The organism is Dehalococcoidia bacterium, assembly GCA_041649635.1.
In the GTDB taxonomy this organism is placed as follows: Bacteria; Chloroflexota; Dehalococcoidia; order E44-bin15; family E44-bin15; genus JAYEHL01.
Map to the genome: position 1 here is coordinate 104,243 of JBAZMV010000005.1, position 26,993 is coordinate 131,235.

Here is a 26,993-nt window from a genome sequence, read left to right on the forward strand (position 1 = left end):
GAGAACATACAAAAAGAGGCTATGGGGAGGGGTGTCCGAGTGGTTTATGGTAGCGGTCTTGAAAACCGCCGTTCTGCTTTGCAGGACCATGGGTTCGAATCCCATCCCCTCCGCTTTTAATATCTGGGCTCGATTGGAAATGATGGATACACAGGTACTCAAGGAACTTCGTCAAATCCCCGGCGTCGGCACCAGCATTGCAGCCGATTTGTACAGTTTAGGCATTCATTCCATAGTCGACCTTCGTAGCAAAGACCCCGAAGAATTGTATCTTAAACTGTGTTCGGTTCGCGGCATGCACATCGACAGGTGCGTGCTGTATGTTTTTCGATGCGCCGTCTACTACGCATCGTATGAAAGACACGATTCGGAGTTGCTCAAGTGGTGGAACTGGAAGGACAATTCGCTAGCTGCGAGAAAGCAGTCATATACATAAGACAAGACAGAAAGGAGTTTGAACTTTGAAGATCCACGAATACCAGGCAAAGGAGATTTTCGCCAAGTACGGCGTGCCTGTGCCTAAGGGGAGGGTGGCTTCGACGCCGGCTGAGGCGAAGAAGATAGCCCAGGAGCTGGGCGGCCAGGTTGTGATAAAGGCCCAGGTATACGCGGGCGGCCGCGGCAAAGGCGGCGGGGTCAAGATAGCGCAGAACCCCGACGAGGCCGAGAAGATAGCGGGCCAGATGATAGGGATGCAGCTGGTGACGCATCAGACATCCAAGGAAGGCGTGCCGGTGCACAAAGTTCTGGTCGAAGAGGCCATGGGCATCGCCAAGGAGCTGTATCTGAGCATAGTGATCGATTCGGCGAAGAGGATGCCGGTGATCATGGCCAGCGAGGCCGGCGGCATGGACATCGAGGAAGTCGCATCCAAGACGCCGGAGAAGATACTCAAGGTGCACGTCGACCCGGCCTCCGGCTACCAGTCCTACATCGGGCGCAAGATAGCGTACGGGCTGAACATGCCGGCGGACCTGATGAAACCGGCGGGACAGCTCATCGAAGGCCTGTTCCGCATGTTCCGCGAGAAGGACGCCTCGCTTGCCGAGATCAACCCGCTCGTGATTACAAAAGATAACAGGATACTGGCGCTGGACGGCAAGCTGAATTTGGATGACAACTCGCTGTTCCGCCATAAGGACTATCCCGACCTGCGCGACCCGTCGCAGGAAAACCCTCTCGATTTGAAGGCGGCCGAGGCGGGCGTGTCGTACATCAAGCTGGACGGCGAGGTCGGCTGCATGGTCAACGGCGCCGGACTGGCCATGGCGACCATGGATATCATCAAGCTCAAGGGCGGCACCGCGGCCAACTTCCTGGACGTGGGAGGTGGGGCCAGCGACGAGCAGGTTATCGACGCGTTGACCATCATGCTCTCCGATCCCAATGTCAAAGCGGTGCTGGTCAACGTCTTCGGCGGCATACTGCGCTGCGACATCATCGCGCGAGGCATGATCGAGGTATCGAAAAAGCAGGAGATAAAGGTGCCCATCGTGGTGCGTATGCGCGGCACGAATAAGGATGAGGGCAAGAAGCTGCTCGCCGATTCCGGCTTGCCGGTGATACTGGCTAACGACCTGGACGATGCAGCGACAAAGGTCGTCGCCGCAGCCAAGGGAAAGGCCAACTGATTAGGAAGTCGAAGTAATGACCGTCGAGATAATACTGCTGGTGGCAAGCATCGCTTTCATGATAATCCTATGGGTCGGCTTTGACGGTATCACCGTCAGCGGGCCGCTCTCCGTAGGGCTGATCTCCGTCGGCATCGGGATAATGGGACTGTGCTATTTTCACGAGTTCGACGCCCGCTTCGGGGTCAGCATGGGCTTTCTAGTCATCGGCGGCGCCATATTCTTCTCGGCGATGCGGAAACGCGAATCTATGAAGGAATTCAGCGCTGCGCTTTGCGTGGCGGTAGCGCTTGTCTGTGGAATATACGCGATATTAAGTCTTTAGGGGGTTAAAGTGAGCGTACTGGTAAATGAAAATACCAAGCTGCTCGTGCAGGGAATAACCGGCAACGAGGGCAGCTTTCATACTAAGAGGTGCATGGCCTTCGGCACCAAAGTGGTGGCCGGGGTCACGCCGGGCAAGGGCGGGAACAAGTTCGAGGACGTTCCCGTGTTCAACTATGTCGATCAGGCGGTGAAGGAGACCGGCGCCAACGCCAGCATGATATTCGTGCCGCCGGCCTTCGCGGCCGAGGCCATAATCGAGGCGGCGGACGCCGGGATAGAGCTTGTGGTCTGCATCACGGACGGCATACCGACCCTGGACATGGTCACGGTGCTCGGTTATCTTAGGAACAAGAAGACGCGGCTCATCGGGCCCAACTGCCCCGGTCTGATAGCGCCGAAGTACAAGTGCAAGATCGGCCTCATGCCGGGCGACATCAGCAAGCCGGGCAACGTGGGCGTCGTGTCGCGCAGCGGCACGCTGACATATGAGGCTATAGCCCAGCTCACGGAGCAGGGCATCGGGCAGTCAACCTGCGTCGGCATCGGCGGAGACCCGCTGATCGGCACCACGTTCCTGGATATGCTGGAGCTTTTCGAAAAGGACAAGGAGACCGAGATGGTTATCCTTATCGGCGAGATAGGCGGCGTGGCGGAGCAGCAGGCCGCGGAGTTCATCAAGGCCAAGATGTCCAAGCCCGTCGTATCCTTCATCTCCGGCAGCAGCGCGCCTCCGGGCAAGCGCATGGGGCATGCCGGCGCCATAATAACGGGCAGCTCGGGCACCGCGGCGGAGAAGTTCGCCGCGCTTAAGGCCGCCGGGGCGCATATCGCGTCGAGCCCGGCCGAGATCGGCGCGCTGGCCAAGAAGGTTTTGAAGTCTTGAAGATACTGGTAACAAATGATGACGGTTTCTACGCCAGGGGGCTGTGGCTGCTCGCGCGTGAGCTTAGCAAGGTCGGCGAGGTTGTAATCGTAGCCCCCGACCGCGAGCAGAGCGCTGTGAGCAGCTCGATGACGCTGCATCATCCGCTCAGGGTGAGGAAGGTCAGATCGCCGCTTGAGGGAGTGTCCAGCTATTCGGTTGAAGGCACTCCCTCAGATTGCGTCATCCTGGCGTTAGGCCGTCTCCTTACCGAGAAGGTCGACCTCGTGTTCTCAGGGATAAACGAGGGGGCCAATCTTGGCGACGATGTGCTCCTGTCCGGTACCGTCGGCGCGGCATTGCAGGGATACTTCAAGGGTATTCCTTCCGTGGCCATATCCGTCGGCGCCATCAAGGATGTGCATTTCGACGTAGCGGCAAAGCTTGCGGGCGTGCTGGCACGAAAGATGGGGGATATCCCCAGGGAGGTTCTGCTGAACGTGAACCTGCCCAATCTACCCCTCGATAAAATCCAGGGCATAGAGGTCACAAAGCTGGGGCGCAGGAGCTTCGGCGACCAGGTTGTCGAAGGGAATGACGGCAAGAGGGAGTACTACTGGATCGTCAGGGGGGAGCCGCAATGGCAGCCGTCGGAGGGCACGGACGTGAAGGCCTTTATCGAGGATAAGATATCGATAACGCCTTTATATACGGACCTCACCAGCTCTCAAGCGCTGTCCAAGCTGAAGAAGCTGCCGTCGGAACTACTGAACGGGCTCAAATAGTATCGATTCGTATTATTGCAGAAAATCGGAGGCTACCCGGCCGCGGGTAACTCCGATTTTTTTGTCTGTTTTGTTTGCGCTCGATGCTTCGCGCGTCGCCGCGCTTTCAATTCTTTCCTGCTCTGCCACGAGTCGATCCATACGATTAGCGGAGGTAGCACGAACAGCGTGCTGACCAGAGCGAAGGCCACGTTGATCATGGTCACAACGCCGAAGTCGACCAGTATAGCGAAATCGCGGGCTATGAGCAGCGCACCGAAGCCTCCGATAACGGTGAGCCCGGAGGCGACGATGGCGCGGCCTATCTTGGTCATGGCTGTGACCATGGCCGTGAACGGCTCCTCTCCCCTCTGCCGTTCCTCATAGTAGCGCATCATAAGCAGGACGGTGAACTCCACACCTATGCCGATGATGAGTGCGCTGAGCGTAGAGGTAAGAGGGGTGTATTTGATACCCAAGAGCCACATCACGCCGCTGGACCAGCCTACTATGAGTGCGATAGGCACCGTTGCCATCAGGGCCCGTATTATCCTGAGCCTGAACAGGATGAGTAGCCCGCCGAACACCATGGCGATGCCGATAAAGGTCATCTCCACTCGGCCGCCCGTGAGTGCATCCCACATCTTTTTACCGATTACCGGCATGCCGGTGACCACTCCGCTAACCCCCGAAGGCGCTGTTGAGATATAGCTCCTTAGCGATTCGATGAAGGGTTCCGTCTCTTCGCTTCCCATTAACGAATCGAGGCTCACTATGATATTGGCCGCTTTGTAATCCTCTGTGATGAGGTTGCGGGAGACCTGGGTAGGCAATGCGGAGATAAGCCCTTTGATCTGCCCCGTATCGGGGGGTATCTGCCCTCCGGCCATGCCATATACGGTGCTTGCGATGCTGTTCGTTCCAAGGACTCCCTGATAGCCGTTGTTCATAATCTGTGATTCTACTCCCAGCATCCATTCCAGCGTTGCCGGATTGGATATATCATCAGCCTCTATCAGGATGTTTGCCGAAAGAAATCCGCCGGATATATCCTGCAGCAATAACATATCCTCAATGACGGGAACATCTTCTGATATGAAATTCAACTCGTCGGTTTCGGTCTCGATGTGCCCGTCGGCGATGACGCCCGCTATGGTGAGCGCCAGAGCAATCGGCAGTATCACAGCCCGGCTTCTGATTATTCGCGGGGCCATTTTGTGGAGGCCCTTCTCGACGAAGCCCATATGGCTGTTTTCCGACTTCTTGCCGTTGTTGATCTTACGTATCCGGCGTATGACTACGGACAGCAGGGTGAAGGCGGCGATGAGCAGGCTGCCGGCGCCTATGATGACCAGTATATCCTTGTAATCGCCGAGATCGGGATTACTGGTGAGGGCGATGGCGTTTATGCAAATGTATGCGGCGAATATGGCCAGCGCGTAGAAGGCGCGCTCGGCACGCGCTTTAGCCGCCTTTGTCGGAGCCTTGGCGCGGGCGCGCCGGTAGTCATGGTTGTAAAGTATCGCCAGGAGGAAGAAGATTGCCAGCACGTAGCATGTCAGGACGCCGATGATGAGCATTGAGCCGAAGTCCTTGATCATGGGAACGGGCGAGAAATAAAGCGCGGCGAATCCGAGACACGCGGTGATTATGGCTACGCCTATCGCCGGGCCTATGTGTGTGACTGCGTCGACGATGGCCTGTTTCACGGTCTCTCCGCGCCGCGATTCCTCGTCGTAGCGGTTATGGAATTGTATGGCGTAGTCTACCCCCAGGCCGATTATTATAGGGAAGACCGCCATGGTTACCATGGTTATCGGTATGCTGAGCACCCCCATGATGCCGAATGTGTAGATGATGCCTATGAAGACTACACCCAGCGGGAGCCAGCGCCAGGCGAAGAATCCGCGCACGCTGAATATGAGAACAAGTATCAGCAGCATGAGGCCGACCGAGACAAGAAGCATGTCCTGCATGCTGCTCATCATGAGGTCGCTTATCGAGGCCCATATAACGGGAGCTCCTGTAACGATAGTGTCTACACCCTGAAGGCCGGACGCGCTGACCGCTTCACGGGCGGCTTCGACAATATCTGATTCTTCTTCCTGGGAGAGGCCTCCTTTCAGGGTTACCGCGATAAGCGCGTGCTCTGTATCGGGGAAAACGCTGGAGAATCCGTCGCGAACCTCGCCGGTCGCGGGATCGATTACTATATAGAGTGCGGTTTGTGTGTCGCCGGGCAGCGCGGGGGTTCCGGTCTGCTGATAGATGGCTTGCTTCAAGAAGAAAGTAGGGCCTATGGTGCTCAGTACATTCTCGTTGCCGCCCATCTCGTTCTCGATGGCCTCCATCGCGGCCAGGTTCGACGGATCGAGCAGCTTGGTGATATCATCGGCTGTGATCAATACGGCCAGCACGTTATCGCTGAAATGATCTGTAAATCTGACGTAGTCCTGGTATTCGGGGGAGTCCTCCGAGATGAATGTGGAGTATCCGGTTTCCATCTCCAACTGTGTCGCGCCCAGGGCCGCGGGGATCATGAGGGCAAATCCGAGGATGATTAATAAAATCCGCTTATTTTCAATAAAAATACCCAGGTGTTTGAATACTCGTTTCATTAAATTGCCTTTCCCGTATTGTCGCGACGCAGCGCCGATTAATATTAAAAGCTTCGATGGGCTCTGTCAATAAGAAAATTTTCGCTTTTTTAATTAAGGTGGCTACTTTTGTGGTATTTTAGCAACTTTACGATATTGAACCTGCCGGATATAGGGGTAACTCGACGACTATTATTTAATCTGGCTGGTTTTTTCCCTGTAATACATTATGCTGAGCCTTCCAGTCCGGCAATGCATCAGGTCTATTTCTTTTTAGGTGTGTAATTAGTCCATTGATAATCGTACTCACTCGTTTCACTTACGTAGCATCCGCCGATAAGGCAGAACGTCTTAACGTGAATCGACTTACTGTGGGGAGAAGAGTCAGCCGCTTTTCTGGAACGGCCGATTCCTCTTGTGCCGCCTATGGATATGCCGGACATGGTCACCGCTGTGCCCGGATTAACCACGATATTGACTTCTCCCAGGATGGATACCGCATTGACGACAGTGGTGCCTTCCTCAAGCTCGGCCTTTCTGAAGTCTATTTCGCAGCCGCCTATGAACGCAACAGCTGTGACTTTCTTGCCGGGACGCCAGGATTCTTTCCCCAGCCTGGAGGTTCCAATTATTGCTAAACTTCTCATGGAAGGCTCTCTCTTTCATCTGTAAAACAGATATACTGATTTATTATCACTTCAAGCCCTGTGCCACCTTGCGAATTAAAGTCAGCAGTACAGTTTGTTCCTCGGAGGTCAAACAGTTAAGACATTGCTGTACGTTTTCCGACAGCGATTTTTCTATCAGTTCATGCAATCTTTTGCCGGTGTCTGTAAGTGATACACGAACTACCCTGCGGTCTCCCGGGTCGTTAAGCCTCTGCGCGAACTCGTTCTCAACCCACCAGTCAACCATGCGTGTCGCTGTCGATAATGGAACTGAAAGCGCCTGGCTGAGCTCTCCCATGGTCAGGTTGCTGTTATGGTAGAGCGTTCTGCTGAGATTATAAAAAACACCTGGGGTTCCGGAAAAAGCCGGAACTTCTCTGGATAAAGCTTTTCCCAGCTGTGTTCTTATGTATTCGATCTCTTCGTCCGGTGGGGATATAAGCTTGGCGCTTATCTCATTTAGATACTTGAGAAAGCTGGTCAGATGTGATGCTTTGTCTTGCGATTCGAGATTATTGCCCATTATTTCCAACATTTCCGCCATGAAATATTTGCGCAGTGGAAATATATCATCAATCGAATTCGATGTCAATGTCTTTTCTTACGGCAGGCTATATTTCGGTTTGTGGTGATGGAAACGATGGTATTTCAGGAACTTACCGATAGCGCGGCTGGCCTGTTCAAGTGAGAAATATGTAGGTATTCCGGCGTTTATCAGGTCTATTCTTAGCTGTTCGCGCTGTCCCGGAAGAAATCTGATCAATCCGCCCTGCAGCACTACCACTAGCGGTTTACCCGATGCGTTCTCGCGGTCGAACTTCGTAAGCGTATCAAGCACGAGATTTGTGTGCTTCTTAATCGCGTCCTCAAAAGAGATGTTCTCGTTCTTGGTGTGTTTACTGGCGCCCAGGAGTATGACACCGGGCGGCAGCGCGAACACGACGAAATCGATGTTCGGATCGGCCGCGGATAACTCGAGAGAGCGTATCAGCACATCGAGGTCCACCATCGCAAAAGCAATGTCGATGGGGTTACGGGTGATCGTTCCCTCCGCAACTATGAATTTGAGCAGGGCTTTACGTGTCGTCTCGGCGAATGCCGGCAGCACCAGTCCGTTCTGGTCGCAGACGTCGGAGCAGGCCACGCTGTTTCCTCCGCCGCCGGCGATTAAAGCCATTCGGTTGTCTTCAGGCGGTCGCAGATATAGGAATGTCATGACCTGGTTCAGCAGTTCTTCTATGCCCTCCACCCTGATCGCTCCGGTCTGTCTAAAAAAGGCCTCCCAGACCTGTTGTTCACCTCCCAGGGAGCCGGTGTGCGAGGCCGCGGCGCGGGCGCCGCTTGGTGTCGCGCCGCCCTTCCAGATGATGACGGGTTTTGTCTTGTTTATCTCCCTTACCAGCTTTGTCAGCTTGCCGCCGTTCTTCACTCCTTCCAGGTACATACAGATAATCTTCGTCTCCGGATCTTCGGCCAGATATTCGAGCAGGTCCACGCTGTCGATGACGGCGGCATTGCCAAAGCTCATCACCTTGCTGACTCGGATGTCGTAGTCGGCTGATTCGATGACAAAGGTGCCGGCATGGCCTCCGCTCTGGGATATGAATCCTACATGGCCGGGCTCCGGATTGAGCGTTTCCCATGTTGTTATTTTCGATGCCGGTATATGAAGTCCCATGCAATTGGGGCCGAGCACGTTTATCTTGCCTCTCGTGGCAATAGCTTTGAGCTTTTCTTCAAGCGCTATCCCCTCCGCCTCCCCCGATTCCTTGAACCCGGCCGTGAATATCTGCACGTTCTTTATGCCGACGGTAACACAATCCTCAAGCATAGGTATGATATCCTTTGCCGGTACGGTCGCTGTAACTAGATCGACGTGTTCCGGTATCGAAAGCAGGTCATGGTATGACTTAAGTCCGTGTATCTCCTTGCCCTCGGCTTTTGGGTTTACAGGGTATATGCGTCCGGGAAATCCGGCACGCTGTAAGTTGGCTACGAAGTCGCCAAATAGAAGGGGCTTCCTGGAAGCCCCCACCACAGCTATTGTTTTCGGTTTTATCGCATCTTCAAAGCCCGGATAAAGCGGCATGTGGAAATCCTTGTTTGATAGTTTCGATTGTCGATTTAATTATAGCAGAATTTTGGCTGGTGCCGAGGGCGGGACTCGAACCCGCACGAGCTAGTGCCCAAGGGATTTTAAGTCCCTCGCGTCTGCCATTCCGCCACCTCGGCCTTCGATCGTTCTAGGATTTTTAAAGATAAAAAACGGGGCCGCAGTTACGTACCCCGAGCTATCATTGCATATTCATAACGCTTGTGAAGAGGCGACGGGCAGATTCGAACTGCCGAATAGGGGTTTTGCAGACCCCCGCCTTAACCTCTTGGCCACGTCGCCGCAATAACCCCGTCGTACCGGGGAGAAGATTTTTTTGGAGCGGAAGATGGGGCTCGAACCCACGACCTTCTCCTTGGCAAGGAGACGTTCTACCACTGAACTACTTCCGCGTATGGTGCCGAGGAGGAGACTCGAACTCCTATAGGCTTTCGCCCACCACCCCCTCAAGATGGCGTGTCTACCAGTTCCACCACCTCGGCTTATGGCAGGGGCGGAAGGGCTCGAACCCTCGACCTGCGGTTTTGGAGACCGCTGCTCTACCAACTGAGCTACACCCCTATTACTTAAGCTGCGTAGGCCGCGGTTAAAATCAAATCCCTCGCAGCTTCGGAACCGAGGACACTGCGGCCTCTTAACTGCGTCCCAGCTCTCCATCCTCTTTTGTTAATAATACCATTTTAATATTATAACTGATGACAACCCGTTCTTGGAAGTCTTAAGTCCATTCCTCTTCGTATTCGCTGAACTCGGTTACGTAGCATCCGCCAAGAATGCAGACAGTCTTAACATGTATGGACTTCTTCGCGTTCAGGCTGGGAACCAGTTCTTTCGTGCGCGCTATGTTTCTAGATCCCAGGATCGATACACCTGATATAGTCACCGGAATGTCCGGCGTGACCACGATGTTTACATCGCCCAGTATTGAAATCGCGCTCACTTCCGTGACGCCGTCCTCAAGCTCAGCCTGCCTGAAATCCACTTCACAGCCGCCCATGAATGCGATTGCGGTAACCTTTTTCTCCGGACGCCAAGGGCCTTTCCCTAATTTTGAGGCACCGAGTATTGCCGATTGTCGCATCTATTCTATCTCCCCTTTTTTGGCACCTCCGAGTCGACCTCAGACGCCCTCTTTTACGGTATTCATTTTTACTTATGATTTCGCTGGTATTTAGTCTGCTTGCGCCATTTCTTTAGTTATGGTACCCCTGGGGCGACTCGAACGCCCGACAAACGGTTTAGGAAACCGCTGCTCTATCCATCTGAGCTACAGGGGCATTCCTACTGTCCGGGCACGATTCCCCGTTCTACCGGCTACCACCTCCGAAGCTATGAGCAGAACTTTTTGGTACTGAACGGTCAGCGCTTTATGAATTCTTGGTGGAGATAGAGGGATTCGAACCCTCGACCTCTGCGATGCGAACGCAGCGCTCTCCCAGCTGAGCTATATCCCCCTCAGCACGAGTGATTATAACAACAGCCCCCAGTAGTGTCAAGGCAAATTATATTACGGTTTCTGCTGGGGTGGAACTACTTTCCGATGCAGAAGTTGCTGAAGATCGTCTCCAGCAGTTCGTCGGTCACCGTCTCGCCGGTTATCTCTCCGAGCGTATTCAGAGCAGACGTAAGATCGATCGTCACAAAGTCGTCCGGTATCCGCGTGTCGATGCCATGCAAAGCCTGGTCGATGTGCCTGATCGCCTGCTCGAGGCAGGACTTATGCCTGGGATTGGAAACGAGGATCGCGTCGCTGGATACAGTCTTGCCTCCGAACACGAAGTCGAACATTTTATCTTCGAGGCGGTCTATGCCGTCGCCGGTCAGAGCGGAGACGTGTACTTTGTCGAACGGGATGTCATCGAGATGCGCCCGCTGTTTCAGGTCGCTTTTATTCGCGGCAACCAGCACAGGCTTTCCCTCCAGCATCGCGACAATTTCCTTATCGGTGCTTCTAAGAGGGGCGCTCGAATCGACCACAAGAAGCACAAAGTCGGCCTTGGCGACGGCCTCGCGGCTGCGCTCGATACCCATAGATTCCACGCGCCCCTGTCTTTTATCCATACCCGCAGTGTCGATCATAACGAACGGCACACCGCGAATGTTTGCGATTTCCTCGATGGTGTCTCTCGTGGTTCCCGGCACCGGGCTGACGATGGCGCGGTCCTGTTTCAGCAGGCGATTGAGCAGGCTGGACTTGCCCACATTGCGCCGTCCCACGATGGCTGTCCTGACGCCCTGGCGGTATATCATGCCCTGATCCGCGCTATCGCTGATTAATCTCAATTTGTCGCGGGCTTCTCCCAGTATCGGGACTATATCCTGTTCCTCGATCTCGTCTTCAGGGAAGTCGATCCTTGCGGTGAGGTAGGCCAGGACTTTCATTATTTCAGCCCGAACGTCTTTGACGGCTTGCGACAATTTGCCTTCGAGCCCTCCAACGGCGACTCTCAGGCCGGCCTGCGTTTTCGCTCTTATGATATCGAGAACTGATTCCGCCTGCGCCAGGTCGATCCTGCCGTTAAGGAAAGCGCGCAGCGTGAACTCGCCTGGGTTGGCCAGTCGCGCGTCCTGCTTGAGCAATAATTCCAATATCGATAACAGCGGCATCGGGCCGCCGTGGCAGTTTATCTCGACTACGTCCTCGGCGGTGTACGTGTGCGGCGCGGCCATATAGCAGGCCAGCACATCATCGACAATGTCTTTTGTATCAGGGTCGATTATATGTCCGTGGACAACACCATGGTCTTCCAACGTGGCGTCGAAAACTTTGCCGGCTATCGCCAGCGCCTCGGGGCCGCTCAGCCGCACGATGCCGATACCCCCCTCGCCTAAAGGCGTCGATATGGCTGCTATTGTGTCGTTATACATAGCGTGGTAAGTATACAGCCTGCATGTCGAGCGGGCAAGATTCCGATTCGCGACTCTTTATAAGATAGCGCTGCCTAGTGTATACTACTGAAATAGTTTAAGAGCGGCACATGCAACAATTCTACAAAAAGCAGAGAAACGGCCTCGGGGTTAACCGCAACGTCTTCGTCCTCGGCTGGGTAAGCTTCTTCACCGATGTCTCCAGCGAGATGATATTCAGGGCATTCCCCCTCTTTCTCAATGCATTGGGAGTTGGCACTTCCATCATCGGCCTGATCGAAGGATTGGGCTACAGCGCGGCAAATCTCGTCAAGATACTGAGCGGCTGGGGCAGCGACAGGCTGGGCGAACGCAAATGGATTACCGCCGCGGGATACGGTCTCTCAACGCTGGTCAAACCGTTCCTGCTCATCGCATCAAGCTGGGGATTGGCGCTTGTCATACGTGTAATTGAGCGCGCGGGAAAGGGCGTGCGCATCTCTCCCCGCGATGCGTTGATCGCCGATTGCACTACGGATGGAACGGCGGGACGAGGTTTCGGCTTCCAGAAGGCCATGGATAGTTTCGGAGCCATGGTAGGCGTTGCCATAGCCGCGCTTGTTATCTACTTTATACTGGGCCCGGATAAGGTATTAACGGTAGAGACTTTTCACTGGCTGGTAATCATCGGGGTTGTTCCGGCTTTTATAGCCGTGCTTCTCATCGTATTCTTCGTCAAGCAAACAAGGCCGACCTGGGCCGAGCGTCTGGCCGCCAGACGTTTAGCTCAACCCAGGATACTAGACAAACGCTTCATCATGTTCCTTACGGTTATGGTGCTGTTCAACCTGGGCAACTCGGCGGATGCATTTCTTATATTGCGGGCCGGCAACGTAGGCGTATCGGTTTTCTACGTTTTCCTCCTGCTCATTCTGTATAATCTGATCTATGCTCTGGTATCCTTTCCCATAGGGAGACTTTCGGACAGAATAGGTCGCAAGAAGATTATCGTGATCGGGTGGAGCATATATGTCGTCACTTACATTCTAATGGCGGTGGCGTCTTCGGAATGGTACATGTTAATCGTCGCTATTACTTATGGGCTTTACGCCGGTCTGGCGGAGGGAGTGACCAAGGCGTTTGTATGCGATATCGTTTCGCCAAGGAGGCGGGGCATAGCGTACGGACTGTATCACGGAATGGTGGGATTTGCGCTGCTTCTCGCCAGCGTGATCGCCGGGGTGTTATGGCAGCATGTGAATCCGTCCGCGGCATTCTACTTTGGGGCGGCGATGTCCGGCCTGGCGATGATCGGCATGGTGTTCTTCGTGAAAGAGTTGCATATAACGGCAAAATAGTATAGCATCTAGCTCAGGAGGCAATTATGGAAAGTAGGGTAGCTATTTTCATCGACGGCAGCAATCTCTATCATGCGTTGCGCTCCAATTTCGGGCGCCACGATCTTAATTTTTCCGAGTTTGCCAACAGGCTGTGCGGGAATCGTTTTCTGTTTCGAACATATTATTACAATGTATTACAGAGTTCGAGCGGGAGGACGGACGGTATCCGCGAGCAGCAGGATTTCCTCAACGCCCTGCGCGAGACGCCGTATCTGGAGGTCAGGCTGGGCAGCACAAAGTTATCGCAAGGGGTGGCGGTGGAGAAGGGTGTGGACGTGATGCTCGCCACGGACCTGCTGCATTTCGCCTGGAACAATCTGTATGACGTCGCCGTGCTGGTGAGCGGCGACTCCGATTACGCATACGCTTTGCAGGCCGTCAAAAATATGGGCAAACATGTCGAGGTCGCTTATTTTGAGAATAACATTTCCAGGGATCTGCTGGACATCTCGGATAAGAGGCATCTATTGGATATTAAGTTCTTCAAAGGATTATGGACGGGCAGTGTTCCCCCGTATCGCCGCAAGCGCAAGATGCGTCCGATCGGCAAGGTGCTGCCGCCCAATAAAGGCTAGAATTGGATATTGTTTACATTTTGTTATCGTTAGTGGAATCGAATGCTGCTCCGGCGGAATAGAGGTGAATTGTGAAAAATAAAGAGTTATTCACCGGCCAGAAAGGTAAGAGCATAGTTAAGGTGTTCCTGGGATTACAATACTGGATAGCGGCAGTCTCCTATCTGATCATATTCTCCCTCTCGATATTGTGTCTAGCGGTTTATCTGCCGGACCTGTCCGGGGCCGACGTGCTGGACACAGGTACTTTGACTATCCTGAAAGCCATGTTGATTCTCATCCTGATTTTCGCGACCGGGGCGTTCGGCTGGGAGATGTTGCAGTGGAGAAAGAAGCGGACGAAGAGAGAAGAGCCCAGCCTGGAGGATATCATTAAGGATATGAAGAAGGATACAAACGGCGATTCAGTGTAAAACAGCCGTGGGTGGAAATTTTATTCACCAAGCAGGATGTTATCGATCAACCGCGTTTTACCGACCTTTACAGCCAGCGAGAGTAGCGCCGTGCGATTTATCATATCCAGTTCAATGAGCGTCTGCGGGTCCGCCACGCTGACATAGTCGATCGTAGCCAGCGGTTCCTTCTGTATAAGAGCCAACATGGCCTCTCTCAAATGTGAGGCATCCCTCTGTCCGTTCTCCCACTGCCCGCGTGCCAGGCTAAGCGCTTGCCATAGCACCACAGCCGCTTTGCGTTCCTCGGGGTTAAGGCGGACATTGCGGCTGCTCATTGCCAGGCCGTCGGATTCACGCGCGGTTGGCACCGAGATTATTTCCAGGTTCATATTCAGGTCGTTCACCATTTTGCGGATGACCGCAAGCTGCTGGGCGTCCTTCTGTCCGAAATACGCCTTGTCCGGCTCCACGATGTTGAACAGCTTGGCCACGACCGTTGTGACACCCTTGAAATGTCCGGGGCGCGCCTTGCCTTCCAGCCTGTCGGTGATGTCATTGACCTCAACCCAGCTGTTGAATCCCTCGGGGTATATTTCCTCGGGAGCGGGCATGAAAACCACGTTCACCTTTTCCTTCTGCAGCATGGACAGGTCGCGTTCTGTATCGCGCGGGTATGAGGCGAAGTCCTCGCTGGGGCCGAACTGGGTGGGATTCACAAATATGCTGACGATGACGGAGAGGTTCTCGACACGGGCGCGGCGAACCAGCGACAGGTGGCCTTCGTGAAGGTATCCCATAGTAGGAACGAAACCTACGGAACCGATAAGTTTCCTTCGGTATTCTTTCAGGGATTGCACTTTTTCTATTATTTTCATTTCGATGATATATAGGAGGAGAGGTTGTCGGTTAGGAGGGGTTATTTTTTCTTCGGCGGATTAAGTGAAGTGATGAAATCATCGAGCTGCATGGCGCTGAGGGTAGTGGTATCCAGGGTTCCGCGTGAGCCCAGCTCCACCGCTACTCTAGCCATAGTTTCATTATCGGGCGCTTCCAGGATATTAATGAAATCATATTCGCCCAGGGTGGCATATTGTTGTAGTACCTTGGCGCCCATGGCCTCCACTTCCTTGTTGACTTCCTTGATCCTGTGCGGGCGTTCCTTGACCGTCTTCCTGCCCCATACCGTAAGTTTGCTTAACATAACATAGAGAGCCATAATTCGCCTCCTTTAAAATATGATTTCCTGAGAAGAGTTAAACTGCGGTGAACTGTGATGCAACAATTTTACTGCCGTGCTTCGATTTGTGCAAGCACCGCGGCATCCATCTCGTAACTCTGCTTGGCGGTGGGGAATTTGCCGGCCTTAACTTCGGCTATGTATTCCGAGAGGGATGCGGAAATAGATTCATGGAGTCTGGCATACTGCTTGGCGTGCTTGGGGACGAAGTCGGTGTAAAATCCCAGGAGGTCGTTGATTACCTGTACCTGTCCGTCGCAGTATTTACCTGCGCCGATGCCGATGGTCGGCACGGAAACACGCTCAGTGATAAGCTTTGCCAGAGGAGTGGGCACGCACTCCAGCACTATGGAGAATACCCCTGCGCTCTCGAGGGCTTTCGCATCGTTCAGCAAACGGGCCGCGACCTCGGCCGTTTTTCCCTGTACCTTGTATCCGCCCAGTTGATGAACCGATTGCGGCGTCAGTCCTATATGTCCCTGGACAGGGATACCGGCTGCTACGATACGGCTCACTTTCTCGGCAACGGTTTCGCCCCCCTCCAGCTTAACCGCCTGGGCTCCCCCCTCCTGGATAAAGCGGCCGGCATTGCGCATGGCGTCCTCTACGGACACCTGATATGTCATGAACGGCATGTCGCCGATTATGAGAGCATTCTTTGCGCCGCGGACAACGGCTTTGGTGTGGTGGATCATTTCATCCATTGTGACCGGTATCGTGGACTCGTACCCCAGCATCACCATGCCGAGGCTGTCGCCGACCAGTATAACAGGCATACCCGCCTCATCGACGAGCTTGGCCATGGAGTAATCGTAAGCGGTGACCTCGGCGATCTTTTCGCCTTTCCGCTTCATCTCTTTAATCTGGCTGGCGGTGACTCTCATACTAAAGCGGGTTCCTTCTTCACTATTCTGTTATTCTCATCGACGAAGACGAGACTGGGCTGCACGTTCTTGGCTTCATCTTCGGTGACGAAGTTGTAGGCGATGATGATGACCTTGTCGCCGGGCTGGACGAGCCTTGCGGCGGCGCCGTTCAGGCAGACGACTCCGGAGTTACGTTCTCCGGCGATGGTGTATGTCTCTAGCCGTGAACCGTTATCGACATCGACTACGTGGACCTTCTCATAAGGCAGTATATCGGCGGCCTCCATGAGCGCTTCGTCTATGGTTATGCTTCCCATGTAGTTGATGTTGGCGTCAGTGACCCGCGCGCGATGGATTTTGCCTCTCAGCATTTCTCTCATTCTGTTTCTCCTTAAGCAGTGTCTTCAAGATATCAGCGGTTTTGTTATCGATCTTACCTTTTTCCAGGGCTATGGGAATTGTTTGAAGTCCCATCTCGAGGTACGCGTCCAGTGCTTGGGGAGTCGATTGTTCCATTGCATCTATGTGCTTTCTTATCGTGCCCGTGTCGCCGCGGGCGATTGGTCCGGTGAGACAGTCGGGGATGCCTACGCTGCCGATGTTGTTCAGTGTTCCCTGAAGCAGCGGCATCAACGCCTGCGTAGCCTGTTGCGGCTCTATGCCGAACGATTTGTAGAGTTCTGTTGCCAGTTTGACCAGGGTGACCAGATAATTGCAGGAGAGCACGGCGGCAGCGTGATACAGAACTTTATCTCCCGGGTTGAGCTTGATACAAGTTCCGCCCATCGCTACGGCCATATCACGTAGTGTCGTGAACAGTGGTTCGTCGGCCTCGATGGCGAATGTTGAGCCTGGTATGTTTTCGATGGCCTGGGATACGCCGGCGAAGGTTTGAAGAGGGTGCATGGCGCCGGTGCTGGCGCCGTCTTCCCTGGCCGGGTCCAGGATATCGAGCGACGCGGCCCCGCTGCAGTGGACGACGCTCTGCCCGCTGTGCCATTTGAGGCTGGCTGCTATGGGGGCAATTACGTCGTCGGGGGAGGTGATAAATATGAGATTGGCATTGTCGATTACGGCTTGGTTTTTCTGGTATACCTTACACTCCGGCAACATGGCTGAAAATCGCTGGATTGAGGATGGATTTTTATCCGATGCGGCCGCTATTTGATAACCATGCGTATGCAGCTTGACCGCCAGGGCCGTTCCTGCGGTTCCGGTGCCTATAAATCCTATCTTCAGTTTAGAGCTGTTCTGCCTGATCATCTCTGACACCTGCCGACTTCTTAGTCTAAGTGTTTCCCCGTGACGGCTTTTGCTCTTTACTGAACTAAAAAAGCCTTCGCGGCCGCAACCGAGAAGGCTTAAAAGCCTTTTTCACCTGTATGGCGTCTCGGTCGCTAACGATCCAAGCGGTTTTGTATTTATTAAATATTTTTAACTGTATCGACGCCTCAATAATGGAGGTCGCCGTGAACTTAAATTACCACAAGAGGGCACAGCTTGTCAAGATGTTTTTATGTAATTTTAAATATTTTTCCCCTGACATTTAGGGCAGAAATAGCTGCCTCGTTTACGTATCGGAATTCGCTCAATCTGTGTTCCGCAACTTTTGCATTTACCCCCTAATTGATGTGCTACCTTGAAGACGAATTGCGCCTCGCCCGATTTTCCGTCGGGGCGGGTGTAGTCGCTGATGCTGGCGCCGCCGTTGTCTATGGCTTGTGTCAGGACCGTGATAATCGCGCGGTGGAGTCGCTTTATTTCATCGCGAGACAGGCTGCTGGATTTTCTCTCCGGATGTATCCTGGCATCGAAGAGCGCCTCGTCGGCGTACATGTTGCCGATGCCTGCGATAACAGTCTGGTCGCAGATTATAGCTTTGGTCGGAGCACTATGCTTGCTCAGTATCGATCGCAGGGTTCTCGCCGTGAAGCACGTATCCAGAGGTTCGGGACCCAGCTTGCCGACGACCTGTTCCTCATCTTCGACGAGCCATATCATGCCGAACTTGCGCGGGTCGCGGAAGTACAGCTTGGCTCCACTGTCGAAATCGAAAACGGCGCGGACATAAGGGTCGCTGTAACTGTCATCATCGAGACGCAGCGAGCCGCTCATGCGCATATGCAGGATGAGGGCATCCCCGGTAGAAAGTTTGAAAATCAGGTATTTCCCGCGCCTTTTCAACCCTTCAATACACTGTGATACCAACCGGCGTCGGAAAGCGTCGGGGGTCATATTCTGCAGCATCCTCGGCCAGCTAAGAGTCGCGCCTGTGAAGCACAGGCCGATTACTTTAGTTTCGAGGTCGCGTTTTATTGTTTCGACTTCGGGAAGCTCTGGCATGTGATTTCTTCCTAATCTTATCGTTATTCTATTGTTCAGCGTGTGGGGGTGAATCTCGTATTCGCCCACAGCGGGCGATCACAAGGATCGCCCCTACAATGATTCCATTTCGGTGGGCACAGCCCACCCTACGCACTCATTCATCAGCGGGTCACCCAGTAGACCAGCGTCACGCCGCGGCTCTTCATCCCCGTCGTGCATTGCTGCGCGGCAATCGTCAGCGAGTAGACGCCGCCGGTATCGGCGACACAAGTGAATTCTATGCCGCCTTCACTGTTGGTATCCTGCCATACGAGAGTTGACGAACCCGCCGGCACCGCTATAGATAGGGTTGCATCCATACCCGGGTTCAGCAGGAAGCCTTGCAGCAGGTCATCCTTCTCGAGGTTTACGTTGATAATCGTTTCTTCGCCGCAGGTCAACTCGTAATCGCCGCTGTAGATCGTCTGTGTACATGATGCGCCCTCCGCTCCCTGGGATCCTTCCGGGCCGGGTGGGCCTGGGGGACCGGCGGGGCATTTATCACAGGTCGTTGTGACCGTGATCGCGATAGCCGCGGCTGAGGCCGCCAGCGCCGTGGCGGCTAGCAGAGATGTCAGGCCGGAGGGAAGCCTGAGGCTGACTCTTGCTTTTGTTCCCTTTCCCTTCTTCTTTTTCCCATCGTCATTTCCTTCTAGTACGCGATCTTCTTTATCATCCGGCATTTCAGGCCTCCTGTGTTTGTTGACGCCCACTGGATCATCGTCAAGCTTGTGAATCCCCTGCTATACCCCTTGAAAGGGGGAAACAATAATCAACCCCCTGTATCCCCCAATCTTGGGGGAGAGAAAAAATAATAGGGGACACCCCTAAAACCCCGGCAGGAGAAAACTCTCCTGCACCTCTTATTAGTGGGCACAGCCCACCCTACATCTACTTATATCGAACGCCCCCTAGGATGTATTGCTTCCCCCTCTTTAATCAAAGAGGGGGACAGGGGGAGTTCGGACTTTATTTCATCTCGCCCCAGTTTGCGCCGACCTTAACGTCGGCGACGAGCGGGACGTCCAGCTTCAGCGCCTTTGGCATGATCTCCAGCACGAGATGTTTCATCTCGTCGAGGGCGTCGGCCGGCACCTCGAAGACGAGTTCGTCGTGCACCTGCAGCAGCATGCGGCAGCCGCTGCCATTCGGGCCGAGGCCTCTGTCGTCCATCTCTTTCTGAACCATTATCATGGCCAGCTTGGTGATGTCGGCGGCCGTGCCCTGTATAGGCATGTTTATCGCCATGCGCTCGGCCGCCATGCGTATCATACCGTTGGAGTTATTGATATCGGGAATGTAACGCCTGCGTCCCAGCAGCGTCTCAACATATCCGTGCTGGCGCGCCTGCTGCTTGGTCGCTTCCAGGTATTCGGCTACGCCTTTGTATTTATCGAAATAGGTCTTGATGAACTGCGAGGCCTCGGCGCGCGAGAGGCTCGTGGCCTGCTCCAGGCCGTAATCGCTCATGCCGTAGATGACGCCGAAGTTGACGGTCTTGGCCACGCGGCGCATGTCCGAATTAACATCGTCGGGAGAAAGGTTGAATATCTTTGCCGCCGTAGCGCGGTGGATATCTTCCCCGTTGCGGAACGCCTCGATGAGCTGCGGGTCCTGCGAGAGGTGGGCCAGCGCCCGCAGGTCGATCTGGGAGTAGTCGCCGCTGAGCAGCAGGTTACCCTCTCCGGCGATGAAGGCTTTCCTTACCTGAAGCCCCAGCTCGCCTTTCACCGGTATGTTTTGCAGGTTCGGGTCGGACGACGATAATCTGCCCGTCGTCGTTGCCGCCTGGTTGAAGCTGGTGTGCACCCGCCCTGTCTTAGGATTAATCAATGCGGGAAGGGCGTCGACGTATGTCGATTTCAACTTGGACAGCTGGCGGTACTCCAGCACAAGGTCGACAACAGGATGCACCCCTCTCAGCCCCTCCAGTATCGAGGCGTCGGTGGAGTAGCCGCTCTTGGTCTTCCTGCCGCTGGGCAGGCCGAGTTTTTCAAACAGCACCATACCCATCTGTTGCGGTGAATTGATATTGAACTGCTGTCCCGCGAGTTGATATATCTCAGCCTCGATGGCGCCCATGCGCTCTCCCAGACTCCGCGACATTGCGCCGAGCGAATCCGTGTCGAGCGCTATGCCGGCGCACTCCATCTCGCGCAGGATGGGCACGAGTGGCATCTCGACCTCGTTGAACAGCTTCCAGAGCCCCTGCTCCTTAAGCTCGTTTTCAAAGATGTGCGCCAGCCGCAGCGTCATGTCGGCGTCGGCGCAGGCGTAGCTGACTGCGTCGGTTATGGCAACATTGTCGAAAGTCTGCTGTTTGGCTCCTTTACCGATGAGGTTCGTTATCGGCGTCATCTCTATGCCGAGCCGGTTGAAGGCCAGCGCCTTGAGCCCAAGCGATTTCTCGCCCAGCAGATAGGCTGCGATCATAGTGTCGAAGGACAGGTTGTCGATTTCGATTCCATTTTCGATGAGCACGGTCGAGTCGTATTTTCCGTTGTGCGTGACCTTGGCCTTCTTCGTGTCGGCTAATATCGGTTCCAGTCGATCGCGTACTTTATCGAGGGGAAGCTGCGTTCCTTCGCGGTGTCCAACCGGTATATAAAATGCTTTCCCTTCCTCGATGCAGAAGGACAGGCCGACAATGTTTGCGGACAGCGCGTTCAGGCTGTCGGTTTCCAGGTCCACGGCGAAGGTTTCGGCCTTGCTTAGCACTGAAAAAAGTCTATCCAGGGTGTCCTCGGTATCGACGACGCAGTAGTCGGAGTCGACCGTGCATACCTCGGGCCGCTGCTCCTGTTTGCTCGTCCCGACCTCGTCCAGCCTGGGCATGAGCTTGGTGAATTCCAGGTCGCGGAAAAGATCGATCAGCCTGGCGCGGTCGAAGTCGCTCCTGGCGCAGGCATCAAGGTCGAGCTTGACCGGCGCGTCGGTGACTATCGTTGCCAGCCGCTTGCTGCGGTGCGCGTCCTGCTCGCCGTCGGCTAGTGCTTTCTTAGCTTTGGCAGTATCAACCTCGTCCAAATGCTCGTATATGCCTTCGACGGACTTGTATTGCTGCAGAAGCTTGGTCGCCGTCTTCTCGCCGATGCCGTGCACCCCTGCGATGTTGTCGGAAGGGTCTCCCTTGAGACCTTTAAAATCGGCTATCTGCGCCGGGGATAGGCCGTAGCGCTCAATTACCTTCTCCTCATCGTATAGTATGGTGTCGCTGAAAGGCTTGCCCGGTCTGGGCGTGAGCACCTTCACCTGCGGTGAGACGAGCTGCAGCGTGTCCATGTCCCCGGTGACGATTATCGTATCGATGCCTGCATCGGTTGCCTGGCGCGCCAGCGTGCCAAGTATGTCGTCGGCCTCGTATCCCTCCAGCTCGATGCTGGGGATGTTGAACGCGTCGACGAGCTGGTGCACCCGCTTGAACTGGCTCTTCAGCTCCTCAGGCGCGGGCGGGCGGTGCGCTTTGTATTCGGCGAACTCTTTGTGCCGGAACGTCGGGGCTGGGTAGTCGAAGGCCACGGCGCAGCAGGCCGGCTTCAGCTCGCCCAGCACCTTGAGCACCATGTTGGCGAAGCCGTAGACGGCGCCCGTGGACTCGCCCGTCTTCCGCACCGATAGCGGCGGCAGGGCATGGAAGGCGCGGTGGATCAGGGCGTTGCCGTCGAAGAGAACGAGGAGCTTTTTCTGTTCCGACATAGTGGAAACATTATAAGGCGGGGGGATGGGGATGGCAATCAATCGTTAATACGGAATCACTTTTCAGTGCTGTTGAAGGTGTTACTCACCTTCAACAAGTCTAATGGCTGCCGTAACGGTGAAGAACAAAGCGCTGGACAAAAGGGTCGTATCTGGTAGGGGCATCCTTCCATATGCCTTAATGTCATGGAAGGACTGTGCCCCTACGTTTTTTCATACATCGGTCATCGTGTAGAGACGCAATCCTTCTAATACGGGAAGGACGTCTCTATGTCTGTCAACCGGCACAGAGATGTAGGGGCGAATAATTATTCGCCCACAGTTCAGCAGCCGTAGGGTGGGTTTGGCTAACCCACCGTCTTTGTGGTCATGGGCTGGTGGGTTTCGCAAAGCTCTACCCACCCTACATCTACATCGATAAATGGGGATTTTCTATGCAGAAAACCATTGACATCACATGATTTATCCCCTATAATTTAGACCTCAGAAGAGCAATTTCCCCGATCCCCCGTTGCTTCTTCGCATTGTTAAGACCACGAGAAGGTAGTTCTTCTCATTCATATATGTCGTTACACCTACCATCTCGCCGAAAGGAATCGAACTGATGACGAAGTATATCTTTGTGACCGGCGGCGTAGTAAGCTCAGTAGGAAAAGGTACCGCCGTCGCCTCCATCGGCAGAATCCTGAAAAGTCGCAACATCTCAGTATCGGTTCAAAAACTAGACCCTTACCTGAACGCCGAGCCCGGACTGATCTCCCCCTATCAGCACGGCGAAGTGTATCTCACCCACGACGGCGCGGAGACGGACCTGGACCTGGGCCACTACGAGAGGTTCATCGATACGGACTTGAACGCCTCGTCCAGCGTTTCGGCGGGACAGATATACGGCGAACTCATCACCAAGGAACGGCGCGGCGAGTTCAACGGCGGCACCATTCAGGTTATACCGAACCTTACCAATGAAATAAAGAGCCGTTCCCGCAAGGTAGCCCAGGAGAGCGGCGCGGATGTGGTTATTGTAGAAGTGGGCGGCACTGTGGGCGACATCGAGGGGCTTCCCTTCCTGGAGGCCATACGCCAGATGAGGAGCGAGGTCGGCAGGAAGAACGTGCTGTACGTGCACCTCACGCTCCTGCCTTATCTCCAGTCGACCCTGGAGCTCAAGACCAAGCCGACACAGCACAGCGTCAACGAGCTCAGGCGCATCGGTATACAGCCGGACGTCATCATTTTGCGCAGCGACCTGCCCATCACCGAGGATATCAGGGATAAGATCGCGCTGTTCTGCGACGTTGACCGGAAGGCCGTAATGCCCCTGCCGACGCTCCCCGTGATCTACGAAACTCCTCTCGTACTGGAGGAAGCCGGCCTGGGAGAGTTTATTGTCGAAAAGTTCGAGCTGCCGAAGAACCACGTAGATTTCAGCGAATGGAGAGACCTGGTGGAGCGGATGAAAGCTCCCAAGGAATCGGTGAACATAGCGCTGGTGGGGCAGTACGTTGAGTTGAGGGATGCGTACCTGTCGGTCAAGGAGGCGCTGCGCCACGCCGCGGTTTTTAACGACAGGGATATCAACATACAGTGGATACAGGCGGAGACGCTGGAGAAGGATGGGGACGGGCTGCTGCACTCCGCGCAGGGCATCATCGTTCCCGGAGGAGCGGGTATCCGCGGGGTGGAGGGTCTGATAATCGCGGCGCGCTACGCCAGGGAGCACAACATACCTTATCTGGGCTCGTCGCTGGGAATGCATGCCATGATCATCGAATTCGCCAGGCACGTGCTCGGCTCTCACACGCCGAACTCCACGGAGTTCGACCCGGGCACGGCTCACCCGGTCATCGACAAGATGCAGGAACGTCGCGACGAAGCGGCCTGTTCACATGCTATCAGGCTGGGCGCGTTTCCATTAAATATACTGCCCGGAACTAAGGCGGCTGCAATATATAATCAGGATTCCGTGCAGGAGCGGTTCCGCCAGAATTTTGAGTTTAACACCAATTTCCGCGATAACCTGGAAAGCGCGGGCATGGTCTTCAGCGGACTGTCGCCGGACGGACGTCAGGTGGAGATATGCGAACTTAAAGAACATAGCTTCATGATAGGTTGCCAGTACCATCCGGAATTCGTGTCGCGCCCCACCCGCCCGCACCCGCTGTTCCGTGAATTCATAGCGGCGGCCAAGGGCGTTCTGCTCGAAGGGTCGCAGCCTGCCTTGCCAATATAGAAAGCAATAATAGAAAGTATTGTATAGGCAACTCCGTAGTGGCGATTCGTGAATCGCCCTCTCCTGAATCAAGAGCAGGGCGGGTTTGAAGCCCGCCGTTGTGGAACCTTAACGGCAGCCTCCTTAACATTATTAATAAAGATTGGCGACGGCAAAGCGTCTCTAGTGCTGTGGTTCTAGGAGTGTCCCGTAGAGGCGGGTTTGAAACCCGCCCCTACACGATGACCGAAATATTGGACATAAAGGGGATTAAATACCGCGAGATTGCCACGTCGTTCTTCCTAGGAAGGACTCGCAATGACAGCAGCGAGAGACAGGGGAGTCCAGAGGGAGCGCCCTCTGACGGGGTTTTAGGGGTGTCCCCTATCTTTAATTAAATTCCCCCAAGAGTGGGGGATACAGGGGGTTGATTAGCCCCAATCGAAAATTTCAATAATCAATCGGAGACAACGGAATGCAGTTATTTCTTGACACGGCAAATATAGACCAGATACGGCAGGCCGCCAGGATGGGTCTCATCAGCGGCGTTACCACCAACCCCAGCCTGGTTGCCAAGGAAGGCTCGTCGAATCTTAAAGAGAGGATACTTGAGATATGCTCTCTCGTGGACGGCTCCATCTCGGTGGAGGTATTAAGCCTGGACACGGAGGGCATGATAAAGGAGGCCAGAGAGGTCGCCGCGTGGCACAGGAACGTGACGGTTAAGATGCCGGTATCGGAGGCGGGGTACGAGGCCATCAGCATCCTGTCGAAGGAGGATATCAAAACGAACCTCACGCTGTGTTTCTCCCCCGCCCAGACGCTGCTCGGCGCCCGCGCCGGCGCCACCTACGTCAGCCCGTTCGTGGGAAGGCTGGATGACATAGGACATCGCGGAATGGACGTAGTCGCCGAGACCGTGGAGATATTCCAAAAACACAATCTGCCGACACAGGTGATAGCCGCCAGCATAAGACACCCGCTGCACGTTATCGAAGCGGCCAAGTGCGGCTCGCACATAGCTACCGTGCCTTACGATATATTAATGAAGATGATGAAGCACCCCCTCACCGACATCGGGATCGCACGCTTTATCGAAGACTGGAAGAAGGTGAAACCATGACAATGAATACCGCGAACTCAATGAATACAATGAATACAATGAACACAGCCAACGCCCTGAATATCAGCGAGCTTGAATCCAAGACGCGCGAAGACCTGCTGGAGATGGCCAAGACCATCGGGCTGACCGGATACACCCAGCTGAAGAAACAGGACCTGGTGCTCAGGCTGCTGCAGGCCAGCGCCGAGCTTCAGGGCAACATCTTCGGGGGCGGCGTACTTGAGACCATGGACGAGGGCTACGGTTTTCTGCATCAGGAGAAGCTCAAGCCCGGCCCCAACGACGTCTACGTTTCGCAATCGCAGATACGCCGCTTCAGCCTGAGGACCGGCGATATGATAACGGGTCAGGTGCGCCTGCCCAAGAACGGCGAGAAATATCACAGCCTGCTGCGCATCGAGGCTGTGAACGGCGTCGATCCCGAGATGGCCAAGGGGCGTCCCTTCTTCAACCAGCTCACGCCGATATTCCCCAACAAACTGATAAACCTGGAGACGACCCAGGGCAACCTGGCCACGCGGCTGATGAACATGATAGCCCCCATCGGGCGCGGGCAGCGCGGCCTGATAGTCTCCCCTCCCAAGGCTGGCAAGACCATGCTGCTCAAGCAGATAGCCAACGGCGTCTCTACCAACTATAGCGATATCCATATCATGGTGTGTCTCATCGGCGAGCGTCCGGAGGAGGTCACGGACATGGAGCGCTCGGTGAAGGGCGAGGTCATCAGCTCCACGTTCGACGAGCCGGTGGAGAGCCACACCAAGGTGGCCGAGCTGGCGCTGGAGCGCGCCAAGCGGCTGGCCGAGAACGGCAAGGACGTTCTCATACTTCTCGACGGCATCACAAGGCTGACGCGCGCCTACAACCTGGCGCTTCCGCCCAGCGGACGCACGCTCTCCGGCGGCATTGACTCCGTATCGCTGTACCCGCCCAAGCGCTTCTTCGGCGCCGCGCGCAACATAGAGCAGGGCGGCTCGCTGACCATCATCGCCACCTGCCTGGTTGACACGGGCAGCCGCATGGACGATGTGATCTACGAGGAGTTCAAGGGCACCGGCAACATGGAGCTGCACCTTGACCGCAAGCTGGCCGAGCGCCGCATCTTCCCATCCATGGACCTGCTGCGCAGCGGTACCCGCCGCGAGGAGCTGCTACACGACGAGGTCACTCTGCAGAAGATATGGCTCATGCGCCGCGTGGCCAATCTGGTGGCCGCCAACTCGCAGAGCCCCACCGAGGCCGCTGAGCGCATACTGGAGCGTCTCGCCAAGACCGCCAGCAACAAGGAGTTTCTGGCAACGCTGACCAAGGAGATGTAG

The 26,993-nt window shown here is 54.9% G+C and carries 25 protein-coding genes and 8 tRNA genes; 12 read left to right on the top strand and 21 right to left on the bottom strand.

What is annotated here, in order from left to right; genetic code table 11:
• Positions 1-25: 25 nt before the first annotated feature.
• From WC562_08175 to surE, 6 genes are all read left to right on the top strand, one after another.
• Positions 26-113 (top strand) — tRNA-Ser (locus WC562_08175).
• A 29-nt stretch (positions 114-142) separates the two neighbouring features.
• Positions 143-436: a helix-hairpin-helix domain-containing protein gene (locus WC562_08180; GenBank protein ID MFA5056131.1), complete on the top strand. Its 294-nt coding sequence runs from the start codon at positions 143-145 to the stop codon at positions 434-436.
• A 25-nt stretch (positions 437-461) separates the two neighbouring features.
• Positions 462-1,631 carry an ADP-forming succinate--CoA ligase subunit beta gene (gene sucC, locus WC562_08185; protein MFA5056132.1) on the top strand — a complete coding sequence of 390 codons (1,170 nt, stop codon included), beginning with the start codon at positions 462-464 and terminating at the stop codon, positions 1,629-1,631.
• A 16-nt stretch (positions 1,632-1,647) separates the two neighbouring features.
• Positions 1,648-1,956 carry a hypothetical protein gene (locus WC562_08190; GenBank protein MFA5056133.1) on the top strand — a complete coding sequence of 103 codons (309 nt, stop codon included), beginning with the start codon at positions 1,648-1,650 and terminating at the stop codon, positions 1,954-1,956.
• Positions 1,957-1,965: 9 nt separating this feature from the next.
• Entirely contained in the window at positions 1,966-2,841 is an 876-nt protein-coding gene (gene sucD / locus WC562_08195; GenBank protein ID MFA5056134.1) for a succinate--CoA ligase subunit alpha, read from the top strand.
• Entirely contained in the window at positions 2,838-3,605 is a 768-nt protein-coding gene (gene surE, locus WC562_08200; protein MFA5056135.1) for a 5'/3'-nucleotidase SurE, read from the top strand. Before sucD ends, surE begins: the two co-directional genes overlap by 4 nt.
• A 32-nt stretch (positions 3,606-3,637) precedes the next feature.
• Here surE and WC562_08205 read toward each other — a convergent pair whose 3' ends face one another.
• The 13 genes from WC562_08205 to mnmE form a co-directional block, all read right to left on the bottom strand.
• On the bottom strand, positions 3,638-6,202 hold the full coding sequence (locus WC562_08205; GenBank protein MFA5056136.1) for a hydrophobe/amphiphile efflux-3 (HAE3) family transporter: 2,565 nt from the start codon (positions 6,200-6,202) through the stop codon (positions 3,638-3,640).
• 242 nt (positions 6,203-6,444) lie between these two features.
• Positions 6,445-6,828, bottom strand: coding sequence for a LiaF domain-containing protein (locus WC562_08210; GenBank protein ID MFA5056137.1), 384 nt, complete (start codon positions 6,826-6,828; stop codon positions 6,445-6,447).
• 46 nt (positions 6,829-6,874) lie between these two features.
• Positions 6,875-7,393 (bottom strand): MarR family transcriptional regulator, encoded by a 519-nt coding sequence (locus WC562_08215; GenBank protein ID MFA5056138.1) that lies wholly within the window; start codon positions 7,391-7,393, stop codon positions 6,875-6,877.
• A gap of 57 nt (positions 7,394-7,450) precedes the next feature.
• Positions 7,451-8,938, bottom strand: coding sequence for a CoA-binding protein (locus WC562_08220; GenBank protein ID MFA5056139.1), 1,488 nt, complete (start codon positions 8,936-8,938; stop codon positions 7,451-7,453).
• Between the two features lie 57 nt (positions 8,939-8,995).
• A tRNA-Leu gene (locus WC562_08225) sits at positions 8,996-9,081 on the bottom strand.
• Between the two features lie 90 nt (positions 9,082-9,171).
• Positions 9,172-9,244: transfer RNA gene (locus WC562_08230), tRNA-Cys, on the bottom strand.
• A 35-nt stretch (positions 9,245-9,279) separates the two neighbouring features.
• A tRNA-Gly gene (locus WC562_08235) sits at positions 9,280-9,354 on the bottom strand.
• A gap of 3 nt (positions 9,355-9,357) precedes the next feature.
• Positions 9,358-9,444: transfer RNA gene (locus tag WC562_08240), tRNA-Leu, on the bottom strand.
• Positions 9,445-9,447: 3 nt separating this feature from the next.
• Positions 9,448-9,523, bottom strand: a tRNA-Trp gene (locus WC562_08245).
• Positions 9,524-9,680: 157 nt separating this feature from the next.
• Positions 9,681-10,043, bottom strand: a complete 363-nt coding sequence (locus tag WC562_08250) for a LiaF domain-containing protein (GenBank protein ID MFA5056140.1) — start codon at positions 10,041-10,043, stop codon at positions 9,681-9,683.
• A gap of 119 nt (positions 10,044-10,162) precedes the next feature.
• Positions 10,163-10,239 (bottom strand) — tRNA-Arg (locus WC562_08255).
• Positions 10,240-10,340: 101 nt separating this feature from the next.
• Positions 10,341-10,416 (bottom strand) — tRNA-Ala (locus tag WC562_08260).
• 76 nt (positions 10,417-10,492) lie between these two features.
• A complete protein-coding gene (gene mnmE, locus WC562_08265; GenBank protein MFA5056141.1) occupies positions 10,493-11,830 on the bottom strand; it encodes a tRNA uridine-5-carboxymethylaminomethyl(34) synthesis GTPase MnmE in 1,338 nt (445 codons plus the stop codon).
• A 110-nt stretch (positions 11,831-11,940) separates the two neighbouring features.
• On the opposite strand from mnmE, the gene WC562_08270 reads away from it, so the two are divergent.
• The 3 genes from WC562_08270 to WC562_08280 all read left to right on the top strand — a co-directional run bounded on the left by WC562_08270 (position 11,941) and on the right by WC562_08280 (position 14,197).
• Positions 11,941-13,167, top strand: coding sequence for an MFS transporter (locus WC562_08270; GenBank protein ID MFA5056142.1), 1,227 nt, complete (start codon positions 11,941-11,943; stop codon positions 13,165-13,167).
• Between the two features lie 26 nt (positions 13,168-13,193).
• The gene (locus WC562_08275) at positions 13,194-13,784 is read left to right on the top strand and encodes an NYN domain-containing protein (GenBank protein MFA5056143.1); all 591 of its coding nucleotides are present in this window, start codon (positions 13,194-13,196) and stop codon (positions 13,782-13,784) included.
• Between the two features lie 71 nt (positions 13,785-13,855).
• Positions 13,856-14,197, top strand: coding sequence for a hypothetical protein (locus tag WC562_08280; protein ID MFA5056144.1), 342 nt, complete (start codon positions 13,856-13,858; stop codon positions 14,195-14,197).
• 20 nt (positions 14,198-14,217) lie between these two features.
• Here the strand turns inward: WC562_08280 and panC are convergent, their stop codons facing one another.
• From panC to polA, 8 genes are all read right to left on the bottom strand, one after another.
• Positions 14,218-15,054, bottom strand: coding sequence for a pantoate--beta-alanine ligase (gene panC, locus WC562_08285; protein ID MFA5056145.1), 837 nt, complete (start codon positions 15,052-15,054; stop codon positions 14,218-14,220).
• A 41-nt stretch (positions 15,055-15,095) separates the two neighbouring features.
• On the bottom strand, positions 15,096-15,395 hold the full coding sequence (locus WC562_08290) for a GYD domain-containing protein (protein ID MFA5056146.1): 300 nt from the start codon (positions 15,393-15,395) through the stop codon (positions 15,096-15,098).
• 68 nt (positions 15,396-15,463) lie between these two features.
• Complete coding sequence (panB, locus tag WC562_08295) at positions 15,464-16,300, bottom strand: 3-methyl-2-oxobutanoate hydroxymethyltransferase (protein ID MFA5056147.1); 837 nt, start codon at positions 16,298-16,300, stop codon at positions 15,464-15,466.
• Positions 16,297-16,662, bottom strand: coding sequence for an aspartate 1-decarboxylase (panD, locus tag WC562_08300; GenBank protein ID MFA5056148.1), 366 nt, complete (start codon positions 16,660-16,662; stop codon positions 16,297-16,299). Before panD ends, panB begins: the two co-directional genes overlap by 4 nt.
• Positions 16,616-17,545: a DUF2520 domain-containing protein gene (locus WC562_08305; GenBank protein ID MFA5056149.1), complete on the bottom strand. Its 930-nt coding sequence runs from the start codon at positions 17,543-17,545 to the stop codon at positions 16,616-16,618. The genes panD and WC562_08305 overlap by 47 nt, the downstream gene beginning before the upstream one ends.
• Positions 17,546-17,806: 261 nt before the next feature.
• Positions 17,807-18,625 carry a bifunctional DNA-formamidopyrimidine glycosylase/DNA-(apurinic or apyrimidinic site) lyase gene (mutM, locus tag WC562_08310; protein MFA5056150.1) on the bottom strand — a complete coding sequence of 273 codons (819 nt, stop codon included), beginning with the start codon at positions 18,623-18,625 and terminating at the stop codon, positions 17,807-17,809.
• A 143-nt stretch (positions 18,626-18,768) separates the two neighbouring features.
• Positions 18,769-19,329 carry a hypothetical protein gene (locus WC562_08315; protein ID MFA5056151.1) on the bottom strand — a complete coding sequence of 187 codons (561 nt, stop codon included), beginning with the start codon at positions 19,327-19,329 and terminating at the stop codon, positions 18,769-18,771.
• Positions 19,330-19,615: 286 nt separating this feature from the next.
• A complete protein-coding gene (polA, locus tag WC562_08320; protein MFA5056152.1) occupies positions 19,616-22,342 on the bottom strand; it encodes a DNA polymerase I in 2,727 nt (908 codons plus the stop codon).
• Between the two features lie 604 nt (positions 22,343-22,946).
• Here polA and WC562_08325 point away from each other — a divergent pair.
• From WC562_08325 to rho, 3 genes are all read left to right on the top strand, one after another.
• Complete coding sequence (locus WC562_08325; GenBank protein MFA5056153.1) at positions 22,947-24,572, top strand: CTP synthase; 1,626 nt, start codon at positions 22,947-22,949, stop codon at positions 24,570-24,572.
• Positions 24,573-25,026: 454 nt separating this feature from the next.
• Positions 25,027-25,674: a fructose-6-phosphate aldolase gene (gene fsa / locus WC562_08330; GenBank protein ID MFA5056154.1), complete on the top strand. Its 648-nt coding sequence runs from the start codon at positions 25,027-25,029 to the stop codon at positions 25,672-25,674.
• 2 nt (positions 25,675-25,676) lie between these two features.
• Entirely contained in the window at positions 25,677-26,993 is a 1,317-nt protein-coding gene (gene rho, locus WC562_08335; protein MFA5056155.1) for a transcription termination factor Rho, read from the top strand.